A 15,750-nucleotide genomic window follows, 5' to 3' on the forward strand; every position below is an offset into this window, starting at 1 on the left:
AGGATGCTCCATGACGAACATTACCCACCTGACCGCCTGGCTTGACCGAGCAGCCAAAGAAGCCGCCAACAAAACCGCGATCATCGACACCGACCGCGAGGTCAGCTGGTTTATGCTGCGTCTGCAGGCCCGGCAACTGGCGGACTACCTGCGAGAAAACGGGGTGGAAAAAGGCGACCGGGTGATCGTCTGTATGCCGAACTCACTGACGTTCGTGCTCTATTTCTGGGCGTTGCAGTATCTGGGGGCGATCTTTATTCCACTGAGCCCGGACACCAAAGCCAGCAAGCTGAGCTGGCTGGTGGACAACGCCGGCTGCCGGTTACTGATTGCCAATCGCATCCTGAAAGACGAAATCGGCATCGCTCAGGCAAGCGAGCACTGGCAGCAATACAATCGTCATACCCGCGTCTGTTTCAGCAATGATGTGGCGGCCGTGCTGGCGGGAGAACCGTATCGCATCTCCGTCGAGCGCGACCGGCAGGCAACGGGCATCGACCTCGATCTGGCCTGCATTATCTACACCTCCGGCTCGACCGGCCATCCCAAAGGGGTGATGCTTAGCCGACGCAATATGATTACCGCCGCTGGCTCGGTGGCCGGTTACCTGCAACTGCGCGGCGACGACCGCATCATGTCGATGATCCCGATGAGCTTCGATTACGGCCTGTATCAGGTGATCATGTCGGCGCTGGCGCAGTGTACGCTGATCGTAGAGCCGGATTTCCGGCGTCCGCTGCTGTCGTTGCAGCGCATGGTCACCCTGCGCGCCACCGTATTGCCGATCGTGCCGACCATGCTGCGCCTGATCGCGCCGCTGGCGTCCCGCTATAACTTCGGCACCATCCGTACCGTGACCAACACCGCCGCCGCGCTGCATGCCGGCGATATCGATCAGTTGCGTACCATCTTTCCGCAGGCGCGCATCTACTCGATGTACGGGCTGACCGAGTGCCACCGCTGCACTTACCTGCCGCCGGAATACCTCGCCACCCACCCGCAGAGCGTCGGCATCGCCATTCCCAACACCGAACTGTGGGTGGTGGACGACAACGGCCAGCGCCATACCCGCAACGCCACCGGCGAACTGGTGATCCGCGGCGCGACCGTCATGTGCGGCTACTGGCGCAATGAAGAGAAGAGCGCCGAAAAGCTGCGCCCCGGTCTGCTGCCGGGCGAACGGGTGCTGTACACCGGCGACATCTGCCGGTTGGATGAACAAGGATTGCTCTATTTCGTCGGCCGCCGGGACGAAATGCTGAAAAACTGCGGCGAAAAAGTGGCGCCGAAAGAGGTGGAAGCGGTGCTCAACCGCCATCCGCAGGTCGCGCAGGCGGTGGTGCTCGGCGTGCCGCACCCGATTTACGGCGACGAAATCATCGCCTGCGTGGTTACCCGCGGCGATCTCAACGAAAAGGCGCTGTCGCGCTGGAGCAAAACCCAGATGGAGTCGCACATGGTGCCGCACCGCTTCCGGCTCATATCGCAGCTGCCGCTGAACCATAACGGCAAGATCAACCGCTCGCTGTTGCGAGAACAACTGACGGCGGGCGCAACGGCTCAGGTTTGCCCGCAGCACGGTCTAATGGAGTAACGTCGATGTCATTCAATACCGATTACGCGTCCAACGCCGGCTATCGCCCGGATTTTTACTACCAGAAGATCGCCACGGCGATCGGCATGGTGCTGGAAACCGACGACCTGTCGGAACTGCACCCGCATACCGATCTGGAGCGGGATTTAGGGTTCAAGAGCGGCATTTTCATCGAGCTGATGATGTATCTGGAAGAGATGATCGAAGGGTTTTCCATCAACCCGGTGACGCTGGACAGCCAGCAGATCAGCACCATCGACTCGCTCGGCCGTTTCATTCACTCACAGTTGGAGCATGACGTCCCTTGTGCATGATCGCGTCGTGGCAGTATCTGATCACCGTGTTCGCCCGGTTTGACGGCGTACACACTCCCGCCTGTCATCACACCGAAGGTGACCTGACCTATCACCAGCTTTATCAGGGGGCGCTGGCGCTGGCGGAGCGGTTGCAGGCGCAGCATGAAGCCAGCGGGCATCGCCAGCGCGCGCCGGTGCTGCTGTACGGCCATAAACATCCTGCCTGCCTGATCGCCTGGTGGGCCTGCCTGCTGACCGGCCATCCGGTAGCGCCGGTGGAAACCGACAACAGCGACGAGCGCCTGCGCTTTATCGCCGGCGGTATTCAGGCCGGGCTGCTACTCAACGCCACCGGGCAGGCGGCGCCGGATATCGGCATACCCGCGCTGACGGTTTCAACGGCATTATGTGATATGCCCGCTCCCCGGCTGGCAGACCATTGCCACCAGATGGGGCTGGCGTTCGGCCGGGACACAATCAGCGGCATAGCCTACATCCTGTTTTCCTCCGGCACCACCGGCGCGCCTAAAGGCATCCAGGTGAGCTACGCCAATCTGGCACACTTTGTACGCTGGCTTACCGAAATATTCCCCATACAAGGTACAATAACCAGTAATAATCGATACTCCTTTGACGCATCACAGTATGAACTGTGGTTGGCCTGGTATTACTGCCAGCCACTCTCGATACTGGATTACCGCGACATCATCAATACCCGCAAGATGATCGCCCGCCATGCCGACGCCCGGCTACAAACCTGGGTCAGCACACCATCATTGCTCCGTTGCTATCTGAAAGATAGAGAATTTAGTCAGCAAAACCTGCCGTGGCTGAGCACGTTCATCTCTTGCGGTGAAGTGTTGACGAAAGAGATCGTCAGCACCCTGTGGCGAGCCTTTCCCGGCTGCCGCATCGTTAATACGTACGGCCCGACGGAGTGCACGGTCGCCGTCACCGCCTGCGACGTCACCCCCGCCATGCTGGATGACGACGCGCCGCTGCCGCTGGGTTATGTGCGCCCCGGCGTCGAACTGCGCATCAACGCCCCGGCAGACAGCGAACGCGGGGAAATCGTTATCGTCGGCCCGGCGGTTAGCGAAGGCTACCTGAACGCGCCGCCCGCCCAGCAGGCGCGTTTCGTCATTGAGCCAGACGGTACCCGCAGCTACCGCACCGGCGACATCGGTTCGCTACGCAACAACCTGCTTTATTTTCATGGCCGGGAAGACAGCGAACTGAAAATCCAGGGCTACCGTATCGTCCTCAGCGACATCGAAAACACGCTGCGGGAACACCCGCAGGTACAGGACGCCATCGTCACCCCATGGCTGCTGCACGGCACGCCGCAGGGATTGCAGGCGTTTATCCTGTCCGGCCAGACGGATATTTTCCCGGCGCTGGCGGCTTATCTGCGCCGCTACTTCCCGCTGTATATGGTGCCCAAATTCTGGTATCCAGTGGGCGATGCCGCGCTCAACCACAACAGCAAGCTGGACCGACAGCGTGTCGTCCAGCAGGCGCTCGACAAAGGCAAACGCTATGTTTTCGTCAGTTCTTAATCCGATTCAGACACAAATGCGGGAAAACCCGCAGCATCTCGCCCTCGTCAACGACAGCGGCAGCTATACCTTTGCGCAGCTAGGACGTCGGGTAGAAGGCATACGCCAGGCGCTGCGCCGACACACGCCGCGCTGCGTGATGATTTACGGCCACAAGCAGTTGGACGCCGCCGCCGCCATGCTGGCCTGCGCGTTTGAAGCCATTCCGTTCACCTTTGCCGATATCGCCAACCCGGCCGCCCGTATTGAACGGATCGCCGCAATAGTTCAGATAGATCTGGTACTGCTGACATGTGAACCGCGAACCTCATTTCCCTCATTGCCGGCACCGACCATCATCACTACCAGTCTGGCAGACAGTAGCCACCTACTCCCGGCGGTTATCCCTTCACCAGAACAACTCTTTTATATCCTGACCACCTCCGGCAGCACTGGCGAACCGAAAGGGGTAAAGATCAGTTATGGGAACTTTGCTGCATTTTCTGACTGGTATATCCCCAGTCTTCAGTCGGAACGCTTCCCCGGCGGCCACGTTAATCATGCCTGTCTGTCTTTCGATATGGGTATTATGGACCTTTTCCCCTCACTGGCTGCAGGCAAACCGGTCCTGATGCTCAATCATGCTCATAATATCCTCCCCCGCAAGAACCTGCAGTTGCTCACCGAATCCGCAGTAAAAGCAAGCAGTTGGTTTTCTACACCCAGCTTTTTGGACATTATGTGTATGGATCGCCAATTCAACGCCAAAAGTCTACCTGAACTACGCGTAATTTTCGTTGCTGGAGAACCGGTTTCACCTTCATTGGTGCAAACATTGCAAACCCGTTTTCCCCAGGCGGAGATTCGGCACGCATATGGTCCCACCGAAACGACCTGTGTCACCCACTCCTTATGTTTACCCCCCATTCTTGACGCCAAAACAATATGCGCTTTGCCATTAGGACGACCGCAAGGCACAAACCGCATTGTGGTCTGGGATGAATGGAAAAAACCACTTCCGGCTGGTTGCCACGGCGAAATTGTCCTTCTGGGTCCCCAGGTCGGTGCGGGTTATTTACCACATGATCTGCCCGCCAATCAGGCCTTTGGTTATCAGGACAATGAACGTTATTACCGTACCGGCGATATCGGCTATCTGGACGAGCAGGGGCAACTGTTCATTCAGGGGCGCAAGGATAGTCAAATTAAATGGCACGGTAATCGAATCGATCTGGCCGAAATCGAGAAAGCCGCCGGCCAATGCGATCAGGTAAAACAATCAGCGGTTTTCATAGAAAAAAACAATAACGTCGTAACTGAACTAGTGTTATGCGTCCATTTGAACATCGACACCCCTGCCCATCGCGACGGCCTGCGGCGCTCGCTGGCGCAGCGGCTGCCCGCTTACATGGTGCCGCGCGTGATCCGCTTCACCGGCCCGTTTCCGCTGACGCTGCACGGCAAAACCGACCGCCAGGCGCTGATGCGGCAAGGCGAAACCGACGTGGGAGCCGTGTCGAAGTAACACTTCCCCAAAATAGCGGTACGACCTGCAAGCAGGCATAAAAAAAAACCGCTGTCGCCGGTAGTCTGGTACAAACGGTATTGACGGGGGAAAAGTCATGAAATTCAGCCATCTCGGATACATCGTCAGGAATAGCGATGCCACTATTGCAGCCATGGCGACCTTTTTCCCGCAGATCACCGTGCACCGCAAAAAAGTCAGCGCGCAGCAGATTTACGTCACCTTCATGAACACGACCCACCACGACATGCAGATTGAACTGGTGGAGCCGCTGCCGGAAAACCGGCTGCTGAGCGGCATGCTGGACAAAGAGAATAAGGATTGCCTGCCCTACCACATCTGCTTTGAAGTGGATGATTTCAATAAAAGATATCAACAGCTGCGCGACGACGGCTGGCTGGCGCTGACGCGCCCGTTTCATGCCTACCCGCAGGGGCCGCTGGCCAGCCACCTGTATAAACCGGAGGCAGGCATCATGGAGATCATGTCCGGCAGCACCAGTCTGATCGCACAAGGAGAAACCGCGTGAATGATTACGCCCTTTTCCTTGCGCCCCTGAAACACCTGATTGAAGACACCCTGTCCGAAGGGCGCCATCTTGGCGGGCAAATAGATATCGCTCCGGAGAAAGCGCGCCTTACCGCGCAGTATTCACTGGCGCCGATGCTCAATACGCTGGGCGTGCCGACCGACTACCGGCCGACTTGTTGGCTGGAGGAGGAGGGCGTCGCCCTGCGCTCGCTGCCTTTGGCCCTGCGCTGCGAAGCCTACGAATCGTTTGGCTACATTGACCCCAACCTGCTGTTCGCCGCGCCGGGGCCAGGCATGGCGGCGCTGGTGGTGGAAAACATGGGCAGTCTGGAACAACGGGATGCGTTCTTCTCCCAGTTTAGCCGCGAGCTGACCTGGAGCTGTTTTGCCATGACCGAGCCGGAGGTGGGCAGCGATGCACAGCAAATCCAGACCAGCGCCATCAAGGTGGACGGCGGCTGGCTGATCAACGGCGAGAAATATCTGATCGGCAATGGCGTCATTGCCGACACCGGCGTGCTGTTTGCCCGCACCACGTCCGGCCCGCTCGGCATCAATGTCTTCACCTTTGCGCCGCGCCATCAGGATGGCGTGTTCGCCGAACGTATCCCGATCAACGGCGTGCCAGGCTGCAATGTATCGCATCTGACGTTCCGGGATCTGTTCGTGCCGGACAGCGCGCTGCTGGGTCAGCACCTGAGGCCGACCGAGCGTTTTGCCCGCTCGGCGATGGTCACCTTCGACTCGCTGCGCCCTTGCGTCGGCGCGATTGCGCTCGGCGTCGCCCGTTCCGCGCTCGATCTCGCCCTGCAGCAGCGCTGGGCCACTCCTCGCGCCGCCTGGTTGCTGAAAGCCCGGCGACAGTTGCAGGCGGCCATGTCGCAGGCCCGGATGGTCTGCAAACGTTTTGAGCAAGGAGAAACCTGCGGGCGCGACGCCGGGCTGGCGAAAATCACCGCCACCCGTGTGGCCGAGCAAGTGGTGATGGCCGTCATTCATCATGCGCCGCCCGCCGCGCTGGGTGAATATCCGCGTCTGGCGAAAACCTGGCGCGACGTGAAAGCCTTCGAATACACCGAAGGCACCACCTTTATCCACCTGATTAACCACGGTTATCGGGGGATGTAACATGGCATACCCGGCGTTGGCCCCCGTTAGCCGTTCGATAGTGCAGGAAACCGGCAGTCTGGCGGTGGAAACCCGCGCCACCCCGTTGACGGCACAGCAGCATGCCCTGTTGTCGCCCTGGTTTGCCCTCAATCATGCCGACCCCGACATTCCCTGGTTTTTGCATGAGCCCGTCCACAGCGACGAATTCGGTCTGCATGCCGCCGACATCATCGCGCTCTGCCGCCATTTTTGCGCCAGCCATGCCAATAGCGTCCTGTTGTACGAGTATTGCGGCGCGCCGCTCCAGTTCCGCACCCCGCTGCTGCAAAGCCTGCTCTATGCCGCGCCGGGTTTTCATCACAGTCTGGGGATCAAGGCGCAAGGGCGGATCCAGGCCGAACGTGATTTAGCCAGTACACTGCTGGGCCACGATGGCGCGGTGCTTTATCTGAGCGACCCGCTGCGCCGTATCAGTCCCTGCGCCGACGCTGCGCCGGTCGTCTACCGTTACTGCCGGCTTCACCCGCGCTAGCCCCGTCGCACCGCTACCATGAAGCAGCACAGGCTCTTGATGACGCTCCAGCTATTGATGACGCTCCAGCTATTGATGACGCTCCAGCTATTGATGAAACGCTCCATACTATTTATGGAACACTCCATACTCTTTATGAAACACCCATGCTATTTATGAAACACCCCATACCATGACGCCGGACACGCCGTTCGCCCTTTTTCATCCCGTTAACCGTCAGGAGTGCGCTTGTGCTAGGACACCTTGAGGCGATAGAAGTCGCGTTTCCGCCTGAAGTACAATCACTGGACGAGGTCGCGCAGGAAGTCGGCATGACCCGGCTTGATGTGCGCATGTTTGACCGTTTTTACGGGCTACGCCGTTTTCACGGCGGCCCCGGCACGCTGGACGAACTGCTGACGCCGGTTGTCGACCAGATGCGGCACAACCGGCCGCAGGCTTTCGCCGCCATCAGCCATGTCGCGCACTGCCATACCGTGCCTTGCGTGCGAGTGTTCGAAACCGCGAGCCAGACACCCTCCTGGTTGAATCGCTTTTCACCCCGGACCGAATTCGCCAGCCTGACCATGGGGCACTGCGCCACCCCGCTCACCGCGGCGGAATGGTTGCTAAAACAGCTTTCGCCCGACGACTTCGGCCTGATACTGATCGGCGAGAAAGCCTTTCACCCCAGGGTCAGACTGATCAAAGACACCACTCTGATGGGCGAGGCCGCCTGCGCGGTACTGTTGAGCCGTCAGGGCGACGGCCCGGCGATCCTCAGCCGTTACACCGGTCAGGATGGGCGCTTTAGTATCCAGAAAGGCGCCGACGAGCACGAAATCTCCGACTTTGGGCAGCATTATATTGATTTTACCCGCCAACACCTGCAGGCAGCGCTGGACAAAGCCGGCGTAACCATTGATTGTATTGCCTGGATCGCCCCTCATAACGTCAATATCTCGTCGTGGCACCGTCTGGCGCAGTTGATGAATTTTCCACGGGAGAAAATCTTTCTGGAAAACGTCCCGCGCTATGGTCACTGCTTTGGCGCCGACCCGTTTATCAACCTGCGCCAGTTGCAGCAACAGCAGCGGCTGCGCAAAGGCGATACCGTGCTGCTGGTCAGCGTGGGGCTGGGCGCGACCTACTCATCGTTACTGATCAAGATTTAACCAAAACGCAATATCGGGCAATACACCACAACTATTCCCGATAAGGTACATAATTATCGTGCGAATGGTATTTTTTGCGACTCGACTAACAGGACAGATCATGAAGGCTCTTACGTTCAGTAATGTATTAAAAGAATTGGATGCACTGGGCGAAAAATTACGGCAGGCGGCCAGTCAGGTAGAATCCGATCGTAGCCGGGCGTTATCCTGTCTTGAGGATGAGTTGCTTTATACCATCGCCTACATTGGCATTCCGCCCGAATTCATTCCGTTTCGGGGGTGGGACTATCAGGCCTGCCACTATAGCGATCACATCGATATGCTGGAGTACCTCAGCCGCTTCGACGCCAGCGGTCTGATGATGTTGCCCGGCGCTTCGCTGTCGGCGCGAGCAGTCACGATGCTGGGCACGCCGGAGCAGCAGGCCTTCTTCTTCTCCCGCTTTAACCAGCCGCCTTGCTGGGCGTTTTTTGCCGTCACCGAACCTGAAGTCGGCTCCGATACGCAATCGATCGCTTCTTCACTGACGCCGACCGATAACGGCTATGTGCTGCACGCCCGCAAGAAATTCATCGGCGGCGCGCAACTGGCGTCCGTCGGGCTGGTCTTCGCCCGCGAAGGCAACCTCCAGCGGCTGGTGATGGTGGAGCCCGAACAGGCCGCTTCTCACATGACGATCACGCCGCTTGAACAGTTCGGACTACAGGGTTCTAACCTGACGGAAATCGAGATCAACGGGCTGCCGGTCACGCCGGATCGCATTCTGGGCTATCACCGCAAAGGGCTGAACCAGGGGCTGACCGCGCTGGGACAGGTGTTTGAACGCCACCGTCCGATGGTCAGCGCCATGGCGCTCGGCACCGCCTACGGGCTGCTGCGCGTGCTGGACGACACCGGGCTGAACGCCGAACAACAGCGCTGGCGCGCCCAGCAGTGGCGTACTTACCATCTGCTGCGGCAGCAACTGTCGGAAACCGCCGCGCGCTACCAGTCCGGCCAGCCGCAATACCACATCACCAGCCAGTTGAAACGGCGCTGTACCCTGTTCGTGGAAACGGTGGCGCACCGGATGCCGCATCTGCTGGGCGAGCAAACGTGGCTGGAAGACGCGCCGTTGCGCCGTCGCTGTCGCGATGCGCTGGCGTTCGAATACATGGAAGGCACCGCCAATATCCATCTGATGAACAGTTTCCGTTGTTACACTGCCAAGGGAGGCGTCTGTGCCCACGTATCTTGACCCACGGTCGATACTGCACCGCCGCTTTGCCTCGCCCGCCAGCATGCCGCGGCAGGCGATCAGCCCGGCGCAGGAGTATTACTGGCACAGCTACGCCACCCGGTTCTTCGCCAGCAACGGTCTTGACTGGCATGATAGGATGGCTAACCTGCAATCCAGCAGCCGGACCAGCGACCTGACATCGTTCATCAACATGATCGGCCAGTTGCTGCCCGTTTATCGGGCCAGAAACGATCTGTCGCATATCGACAGCGTGCTGATGGCGCACTGGACGCCGGACTTACATCTTGGCAGTTCGGTGATCAACTATGTCATCGAATCGCTCAGGTTGCCGGCCTGTCTGGCGTTGACCATCAGTGATCGCGGGCCGGACGCGGCGTTGTTCGCGCTCTCCAGCATCGCCAATTGCCAGTTGGAAGATGACCATGACTCGCTGTTGCTGATCGCCGACCAGAGCAACCTGCCGTATCACTCCACCCTGCTTGAATCGCTCGCCCCGGAAAACAACGCCTGTCTGTTTTCCGTCAGTTGCCACGAGCGGCCGCTGCGCTATCAGGGGTTCTGTCGCCATCCTCAACCCGCGGCCGACACCCTGGCGCAAACCGTGGCCCAGTTATGCCAGCGCTTTGCCCTGCGGCAAGACCGCTTATGCGTGGTAGCGGAGCCGTTACTGCTGGCGGCGCTGCCGCCGACGCTGACCGGTATCGCCACCAACCCGCATCTGGTATGCGCCGCGCCGTTTGTGGCGCTGGCGGAAAATTACCAGCCCGGCCGTGACTACCTGCTGCTGGTTCATTATCAGGACACGCTCAGCGCAGTCGCATTACAAGGGATGGAATAATGGGGGACAGAAACCAGTGCAGGGGCTGAAATAACGGTGCGTCTGACCCGCTTTGTGACCTGGGTGCCGAAGCAACGGCTGAGCGCCGGCGATGTTATTTGCGCCGCAGGCGCCAGCGCATCGGAAGCGCGGGTCTTCTCGCAACTGTTCGGCTTTCGGCAGGTGGCGGCGCTGGATAGCGATGTGCCGCTGGCTTCGGTGTTCCACCGGCTGCTCAGCGAGTTGCAGCGCCAGTCGCCGCACCCCGAGCACCCGGCCGATGTGCTGATCTATGCTCACGGCATGCCGGTGCAGGCGTCGGATCAGCACCCTTGGCTGGTCCAGCTTGGCCGTGAACATCCGTTTATTCGCGAGCACGCCCCCTGCTACGAACTCGACCAGCAAAACTGCGCCACGCTGTTTTGGGCGCTGGCGCTGGCTCAACGACTGCTGTCGCAGCAACGCGCGAAGCGGGTGGCGATCATTGCCGGCGATACGTTATCTGCATTTGCGATTCAGGAGCGATATTTTCCCGGTTGTACTATGGTTGGCGATGCCTTCGCAGCACTGTTACTGGAAAATCAGCCATCCGGCCTCCAAATAGGACCTGTCTATACCGAACAGCGACCAGAGTTTCATGAAGGCATTCATGGTAGCGAGCACGCCAAAAAAGCATTTTATCAAGCTCATGATGAGTTGATTTCCGATGCGTTACAAAGCGTAAAGCCAGGCCCCCCGACACATCTCCATCTCTTACCGCACAACGTCAATCGGTTAAGCTGGCTCAACTATTCCCGCCGTCATCAACATCCGCTGGAAAACATTGCGCTCGGCCTGATGCCGGATATCGGACACTGCTATACCGTCGATCCGCTGCTGTTGCTACCAGCCGCACTGCCCGCAATTCAGTCCGGCAAGCCCCACGTCATGCTGTCCGTCGGTCTGGGCGCCTGGATCGGCAGTTGCCGAATCCAGTATGCTGACGCGCCGTTCTAACCTTCCGCAGCCCGGCCGCACTATTTAGCCGCATTTATCAGAATAGTTCTCAATTTCAGACAAAAATGGATAATTCCGCTATGCATAATAGCAACTAGGGAAAGCTTTCGCTGGCTTGCCGGCGATAAGAGACAAGGATGTAACTGAACCGCCCCGACTGAAACAACGGATGAATGATCAGACGGGCATCGGCCAGACAAGGATAAGCTGGCCGCGGGTTCCCTCCTGATACGGGACGTCAGGCTGGCATGGCAGGGATAGCAACGGAGAAGGGAGAGAGGAATGAAAGCGTTGCTTTGTTCCGCGCTGGTGCTGCTGCCATTGACGGTGGCTTGTTCGCCGGCGAATCAGCAAAACGTGGATGTGCCCTCCTTTACGACATTGGATGTTAGCCGTGGCCTGAGCGTCACTTTGGTTTGCGGTAATGGATACCGCGTGGAGGCCAGCGCCAGACAGGATGTTCTGGATAAGCTGGTCGTCCGCCCTCAGGGACAGAGTCTGATCATCGAAAACCATTCCAGCGATGACAATATCCTGCGTGATCACAGCGCAGCGATTACGGTCATTATCAGCGCACCGATTACTACGATTAAGGCACAGTCAGGTGTCAGGATGACCGTTCCCGCCTGTGCGGTTTCGCCCGACACATTCACGGTCGACGGCAGCATGGGCGCGGAGATCAACGTCGCGGGCAATACACGTCAGCTCGACCTGTCGCTGGCGATGGGGTCATCTTTCAATACGCGTGAACAGGCTTTTTCGGCGCAGGAGGCCGTGGTGAATATCGCCAGGGCGTAGACGCGCGGTTATGCCATGTGCGGCAGTTGAGTGGAACCATCACCACCGGCGCCAGAGTCCGGGTGGCACCGGATACGCTGGTTCATACCAGCAACGGCGTAGCCAGCCTGATAGACCATCACGGTTGCTGAAGCGATGCGCGGTTTTCCGGCGCGTCGTCACGCAGTATCAGCAAACGCCATGCATCCGGCTCGGCCGATTTAGCAGGCAAAAGGCAGTAGCTGAGCGCGACGGACGGCTCCCCCGCAATCCACGCTTCATCCAGCCGACAATCGCTAATCTGCCCGACATCCGTTACCCGAATAGCCCCCTGGCCGTCGGCCAGGCAGCTGAACGACGCCAGCGATTTGCGCAACCCTAACCCCAGCGCTTTGATGTAGGCTTCTTTGCGGCTCCACAAACAGGTGAACGCCGGCAGGAATCGCACGTCATCAAACGCATCCAGCCAGCGGATTTCATCAGGATGAAAGAAACGTCTGGCCACTGACCGCTTACGGTCCACATGACCCTGACAGCTTTCCACATCCACACCCACCGGACTGTGGCGCGCAAACGCAAAAGCAAAGGCGCTATGAGTGTGGGATAGATTGAACTGAATTGTCGGATGCTGTGGCAAAAACGGTTTGCCATGCGGGTTACGCTCAAAGCGTAGTGCGGCGGCCTCTTGCTGACACAGCGGCGCCAGCAGGATGCGCAGCATGCCTTCCGCCAACTGGCGGGAAGCCAACACCGCATCCGGCAGCACGCCGCAGGCCTGACGAGCCTGCGCGACGATTGTCGGGCACGCCAGTTGCGCACGCGGTACTACAACACAGTGGGGATACGGCCATGCTCTCGCCGCCAGGTCATCCCAGCGGCAGGAAGATATTGACGACACAGCCTTCTGCATCCTTACGGTTCTCCAGCGTCAGGTGCCCGTCATGGCCTTCGACAATCTGCCGGCACAGAATCAGCCCAATGCCGCTGCCATGCGTCTTGGTGGTATAAAACGGCACGAACAGGTTTTCGATATTCGCCACCCCTTTGCCCTGATCGATAATCTCGATATGCAATTGCCGGGCAATCACTTTCCAGCGCAACACGATTTCACCCTGCCCGGGTGCCATCGCTTCATCGGCGTTTTTCAGCAGGTTGATGAACATCTGCTGCATTTGATTGGCATCGACCATCGCCTGCTGCGGCGCGTCCCCGGAAAGCACCAGTTTACGCTGTGGGAACAGCATCGCCATTTGCGTCATCAGCCCGGCGATATCGCAGGGCTGTTTGTTGGCCGGCGGCAGGCGGTTCAACTGACGATAACTGCCGACAAAGGTGATCAGTTCGCGGGCGCGATTGTTGATGATCTCCATGCCGTTGACCAGATCCGGCGCCGCCTGATGCTGACTATCCTTACGGAACACCTGCAACAGCGTCTGGCTGATGGAGGCAATCGGCGTCAATGAGTTGTTGATCTCATGGCTGATCACCCGCAGCAGGTTCTGCCAGGTTTTCTGCTCCTCGTTACGCAACAGTTTGCTCACATCGCTGATGAATAACAGGTGGTTTTGCCGACCGTCTTCGATAAAGGAATCGTGACGAATCTGGAACATCCCCCGTGTGCCGGGGAAACGCCAGTCGACCGGCTCGGCATCTGACGGTTGCTGCAACAACCCTTCCAGCCCGAACTCCGCCGCCGGTTGTCCCACCAGCAGCGAGAGCGGTTTGTTGACCAGCACCGCCGCCGCGTCGTTACACCAGATGATGCGCCGCTCCGCGTCCAGCGCGAACACGCTGATATTGATATTGGAGATTACCTTGTGCAGCACATAGTAGGTTTCTTTTTGCTGCTGACGGCTACGGGCCATCGTGCCGGAAAGCTGGTTAATCTGGCGGATCAAGTTATCAAACGCGCCTTTATCCTTGGTAACGCCGCGCAGGCTGAAGTTTTCCTGCTCCAGCGCTTCCAGCAGGTTAGACACAACGTGAATCTTGCCGTTCAGTCGCTCGGAGAACGTAAAGCTGCTGTAGACCAGACACAGGAAGATGATGAATACCGTCAGTATCTTCAGGTACACCGACTGGTCGGGAAACAGCCATAGCAGGAAATACCCCAACAAGCCGGCAATCGCTGCGACATTGAATGACAACAGGTGAGGAGGCTCAAAGGAGGAGTCGAGTTTACTCATGGTTAATCTTGTATTTTTCCAGTCGTCGGTAAAACGCGCTGCGACTCAGGCCCAGCGAATGGGCAGCCTTGACGGCGTTGCCCTCAAACTTCGCCATACGCTGGCACAGCAGGCGTTCTTCAATATCGGCCAGCGTCGCATCACAAGCCAGTTCCGGCTCGGCTTTCGCCACTTTTTGCGGCGCGGTAGGCAGCGACGGAAAAATATCGTCACTGTTCAGCCGGGATGACCCGCACAGCAACACCGCCCGCTCCAGCAAATGACTCAGTTCGCGGATATTACCCGGCCAGTGGTAACCCGACAGCGCCGCCTGCCCGGACAGGCTGAGCCCCGGCGCCGGCTTGTTGTATTTTCTGGCGTAGCGGTCAATAAAGTTCAACGCCAGCGGCATGATGTCCTGCTGCCGTTCCACCAGTGACGGCACACGTAACTCAATAGTATTGAGGCGGTAATAGAGATCCTGACGAAACGTCCCTTCCGACACCCTGATGTCCAGTTCGGCGTTGGTGGCGGCAATAATACGGCAATTGGTTTTGAGCGTACGGGACGAGCCAACCCGCTCAAAGCAGCGTTCTTCCAGAATACGCAGCAGTTTGCTTTGCTGGGTCAGCGGCAGGTTGCCGATCTCATCCAGAAACAGCGTCCCTTTATCCGCCAGTTCGAAACGCCCGACGCGGCTTTCCCGGGCGTCGGTGAACGCGCCTTTTACATGGCCGAACATCTCGCTTTCAAACAGGTTTTCGTTGATGCAGCCCATGTTTACCGACACCATATTCTCGTCACGGCGCGGAGAAAGCTGATGGATGGCCCGGGCCAGCAGGCTTTTACCGGTGCCATTCTCACCCAGAATCAGGATGTTGGTTTCGGTTGCGGCCACCTGCTCCACTACCCGCATCAATTGTTTCATCGGCGCGGATTCCACCACCCACTCGCCATTGAAATTGTCTTCCAGTTCCAGCTTCAGCAGTTTGTTTTCTTCTTTCAACCGTTTGCCGGAGCGCTGGCTGAGGCTGAAGGAGATCTGCTGGCGAATCACATTCAGCAACCGCTCGTTGTCCCAGGGTTTCTGAATAAAATCCACCGCGCCCGCCTGCATGGCGCTCACCGCGATATCGACGCTACCCCAGCCGGTCATCGCCACCACCGGCAGGTACTCGTCGTAACGCTTTATTTCTTCCAGCAACACCAGCCCTTCCTGTCCGGACGTGGTATCCCGTTGATAGTTCATATCCATCAGGATCAAATCGAAATCATGCTGGGACAACTGACCGGGCACCTGCTCAACGGCGGAAGCGAGCGTAACCTGATAGCCTTCCATGGACAGTAGCATCTGCAGGCTGGCCAGAATATGCGCGTCATCATCAACAATCAGGATATGTTGCTTATCCGCCATAGGGGTCCTTATCACGCGGGTTGATACTGAAATTTCACACTGACAGGCACCGCCGCAGGAG

General features: G+C 58.4%; 15 protein-coding genes. 12 read left to right on the forward strand and 3 right to left on the reverse strand.

What is annotated here, in order from left to right; all coding sequences use genetic code 11:
- Positions 1-10 precede the first annotated feature (10 nt).
- The 12 genes from DDA898_RS20810 (at position 11) to DDA898_RS20865 (ending at position 12,131) form a co-directional block, all read left to right on the forward strand.
- Complete coding sequence (locus tag DDA898_RS20810) at positions 11-1,594, forward strand: class I adenylate-forming enzyme family protein (protein ID WP_038912251.1); 1,584 nt, start codon at positions 11-13, stop codon at positions 1,592-1,594.
- Between the two features lie 5 nt (positions 1,595-1,599).
- Positions 1,600-1,908: an acyl carrier protein gene (locus DDA898_RS20815; RefSeq protein ID WP_033112149.1), complete on the forward strand. Its 309-nt coding sequence runs from the start codon at positions 1,600-1,602 to the stop codon at positions 1,906-1,908.
- Complete coding sequence (locus DDA898_RS20820) at positions 1,905-3,449, forward strand: AMP-binding protein (RefSeq protein WP_038912253.1); 1,545 nt, start codon at positions 1,905-1,907, stop codon at positions 3,447-3,449. Before DDA898_RS20815 ends, DDA898_RS20820 begins: the two co-directional genes overlap by 4 nt.
- Positions 3,430-4,953, forward strand: coding sequence for an AMP-binding protein (locus tag DDA898_RS20825; RefSeq protein WP_038912254.1), 1,524 nt, complete (start codon positions 3,430-3,432; stop codon positions 4,951-4,953). Before DDA898_RS20820 ends, DDA898_RS20825 begins: the two co-directional genes overlap by 20 nt.
- Before the next feature lie 97 nt (positions 4,954-5,050).
- Complete coding sequence (locus DDA898_RS20830) at positions 5,051-5,482, forward strand: VOC family protein (protein WP_038912255.1); 432 nt, start codon at positions 5,051-5,053, stop codon at positions 5,480-5,482.
- Positions 5,479-6,612 carry an acyl-CoA dehydrogenase family protein gene (locus DDA898_RS20835; RefSeq protein ID WP_038912256.1) on the forward strand — a complete coding sequence of 378 codons (1,134 nt, stop codon included), beginning with the start codon at positions 5,479-5,481 and terminating at the stop codon, positions 6,610-6,612. The genes DDA898_RS20830 and DDA898_RS20835 overlap by 4 nt, the downstream gene beginning before the upstream one ends.
- Before the next feature lies 1 nt (position 6,613).
- The gene (locus DDA898_RS20840; RefSeq protein ID WP_038912257.1) at positions 6,614-7,126 is read left to right on the forward strand and encodes a hypothetical protein; all 513 of its coding nucleotides are present in this window, start codon (positions 6,614-6,616) and stop codon (positions 7,124-7,126) included.
- A 230-nt stretch (positions 7,127-7,356) separates the two neighbouring features.
- Positions 7,357-8,280: a 3-oxoacyl-[acyl-carrier-protein] synthase III C-terminal domain-containing protein gene (locus DDA898_RS20845; RefSeq protein WP_038912258.1), complete on the forward strand. Its 924-nt coding sequence runs from the start codon at positions 7,357-7,359 to the stop codon at positions 8,278-8,280.
- A 100-nt stretch (positions 8,281-8,380) separates the two neighbouring features.
- Positions 8,381-9,517, forward strand: coding sequence for an acyl-CoA dehydrogenase family protein (locus tag DDA898_RS20850; RefSeq protein ID WP_038912259.1), 1,137 nt, complete (start codon positions 8,381-8,383; stop codon positions 9,515-9,517).
- The gene (locus DDA898_RS20855) at positions 9,501-10,358 is read left to right on the forward strand and encodes a hypothetical protein (RefSeq protein WP_038912260.1); all 858 of its coding nucleotides are present in this window, start codon (positions 9,501-9,503) and stop codon (positions 10,356-10,358) included. Before DDA898_RS20850 ends, DDA898_RS20855 begins: the two co-directional genes overlap by 17 nt.
- A 36-nt stretch (positions 10,359-10,394) precedes the next feature.
- Complete coding sequence (locus tag DDA898_RS20860; protein ID WP_038912262.1) at positions 10,395-11,333, forward strand: beta-ketoacyl-[acyl-carrier-protein] synthase family protein; 939 nt, start codon at positions 10,395-10,397, stop codon at positions 11,331-11,333.
- A 282-nt stretch (positions 11,334-11,615) separates the two neighbouring features.
- A complete protein-coding gene (locus DDA898_RS20865; RefSeq protein ID WP_236616690.1) occupies positions 11,616-12,131 on the forward strand; it encodes a GIN domain-containing protein in 516 nt (171 codons plus the stop codon).
- 118 nt (positions 12,132-12,249) lie between these two features.
- On the opposite strand, the gene DDA898_RS20870 is transcribed toward DDA898_RS20865, so the two are convergent.
- From DDA898_RS20870 to vfmH, 3 genes are read right to left on the reverse strand one after another with little or no spacing between them, the layout of a single operon-like run.
- Positions 12,250-13,008 carry a 4'-phosphopantetheinyl transferase family protein gene (locus DDA898_RS20870; protein ID WP_236616691.1) on the reverse strand — a complete coding sequence of 253 codons (759 nt, stop codon included), beginning with the start codon at positions 13,006-13,008 and terminating at the stop codon, positions 12,250-12,252.
- Positions 12,977-14,296: a two-component system sensor histidine kinase VfmI gene (gene vfmI / locus DDA898_RS20875; RefSeq protein ID WP_013319999.1), complete on the reverse strand. Its 1,320-nt coding sequence runs from the start codon at positions 14,294-14,296 to the stop codon at positions 12,977-12,979. The genes DDA898_RS20870 and vfmI overlap by 32 nt, the downstream gene beginning before the upstream one ends.
- Positions 14,289-15,689 carry a two-component system response regulator VfmH gene (gene vfmH, locus DDA898_RS20880; protein ID WP_038912264.1) on the reverse strand — a complete coding sequence of 467 codons (1,401 nt, stop codon included), beginning with the start codon at positions 15,687-15,689 and terminating at the stop codon, positions 14,289-14,291. The genes vfmI and vfmH overlap by 8 nt, the downstream gene beginning before the upstream one ends.
- Positions 15,690-15,750: the final 61 nt, after the last annotated feature.

Source organism: Dickeya dadantii NCPPB 898 (assembly GCF_000406145.1).
Classification (GTDB): Bacteria; Pseudomonadota; Gammaproteobacteria; order Enterobacterales; family Enterobacteriaceae; genus Dickeya; species Dickeya dadantii.

Bases quoted from the DNA above. Each gene is read 5' to 3' on its own strand.
- DDA898_RS20810 (WP_038912251.1), top strand. From the start codon at position 11: ATGACGAACATTACCCACCTGACCGCCTGGCTTGACCGAGCAGCCAAA.
- DDA898_RS20815 (WP_033112149.1), top strand. From the start codon at position 1,600: ATGTCATTCAATACCGATTACGCGTCCAACGCCGGCTATCGCCCGGAT.
- DDA898_RS20820 (WP_038912253.1), top strand. From the start codon at position 1,905: ATGATCGCGTCGTGGCAGTATCTGATCACCGTGTTCGCCCGGTTTGAC.
- DDA898_RS20825 (WP_038912254.1), top strand. From the start codon at position 3,430: ATGTTTTCGTCAGTTCTTAATCCGATTCAGACACAAATGCGGGAAAAC.
- DDA898_RS20830 (WP_038912255.1), top strand. From the start codon at position 5,051: ATGAAATTCAGCCATCTCGGATACATCGTCAGGAATAGCGATGCCACT.
- DDA898_RS20840 (WP_038912257.1), top strand. From the start codon at position 6,614: ATGGCATACCCGGCGTTGGCCCCCGTTAGCCGTTCGATAGTGCAGGAA.
- DDA898_RS20850 (WP_038912259.1), top strand. From the start codon at position 8,381: ATGAAGGCTCTTACGTTCAGTAATGTATTAAAAGAATTGGATGCACTG.
- DDA898_RS20865 (WP_236616690.1), top strand. From the start codon at position 11,616: ATGAAAGCGTTGCTTTGTTCCGCGCTGGTGCTGCTGCCATTGACGGTG.
- vfmI (WP_013319999.1), bottom strand. From the start codon at position 14,296: ATGAGTAAACTCGACTCCTCCTTTGAGCCTCCTCACCTGTTGTCATTC.
- vfmH (WP_038912264.1), bottom strand. From the start codon at position 15,689: ATGGCGGATAAGCAACATATCCTGATTGTTGATGATGACGCGCATATT.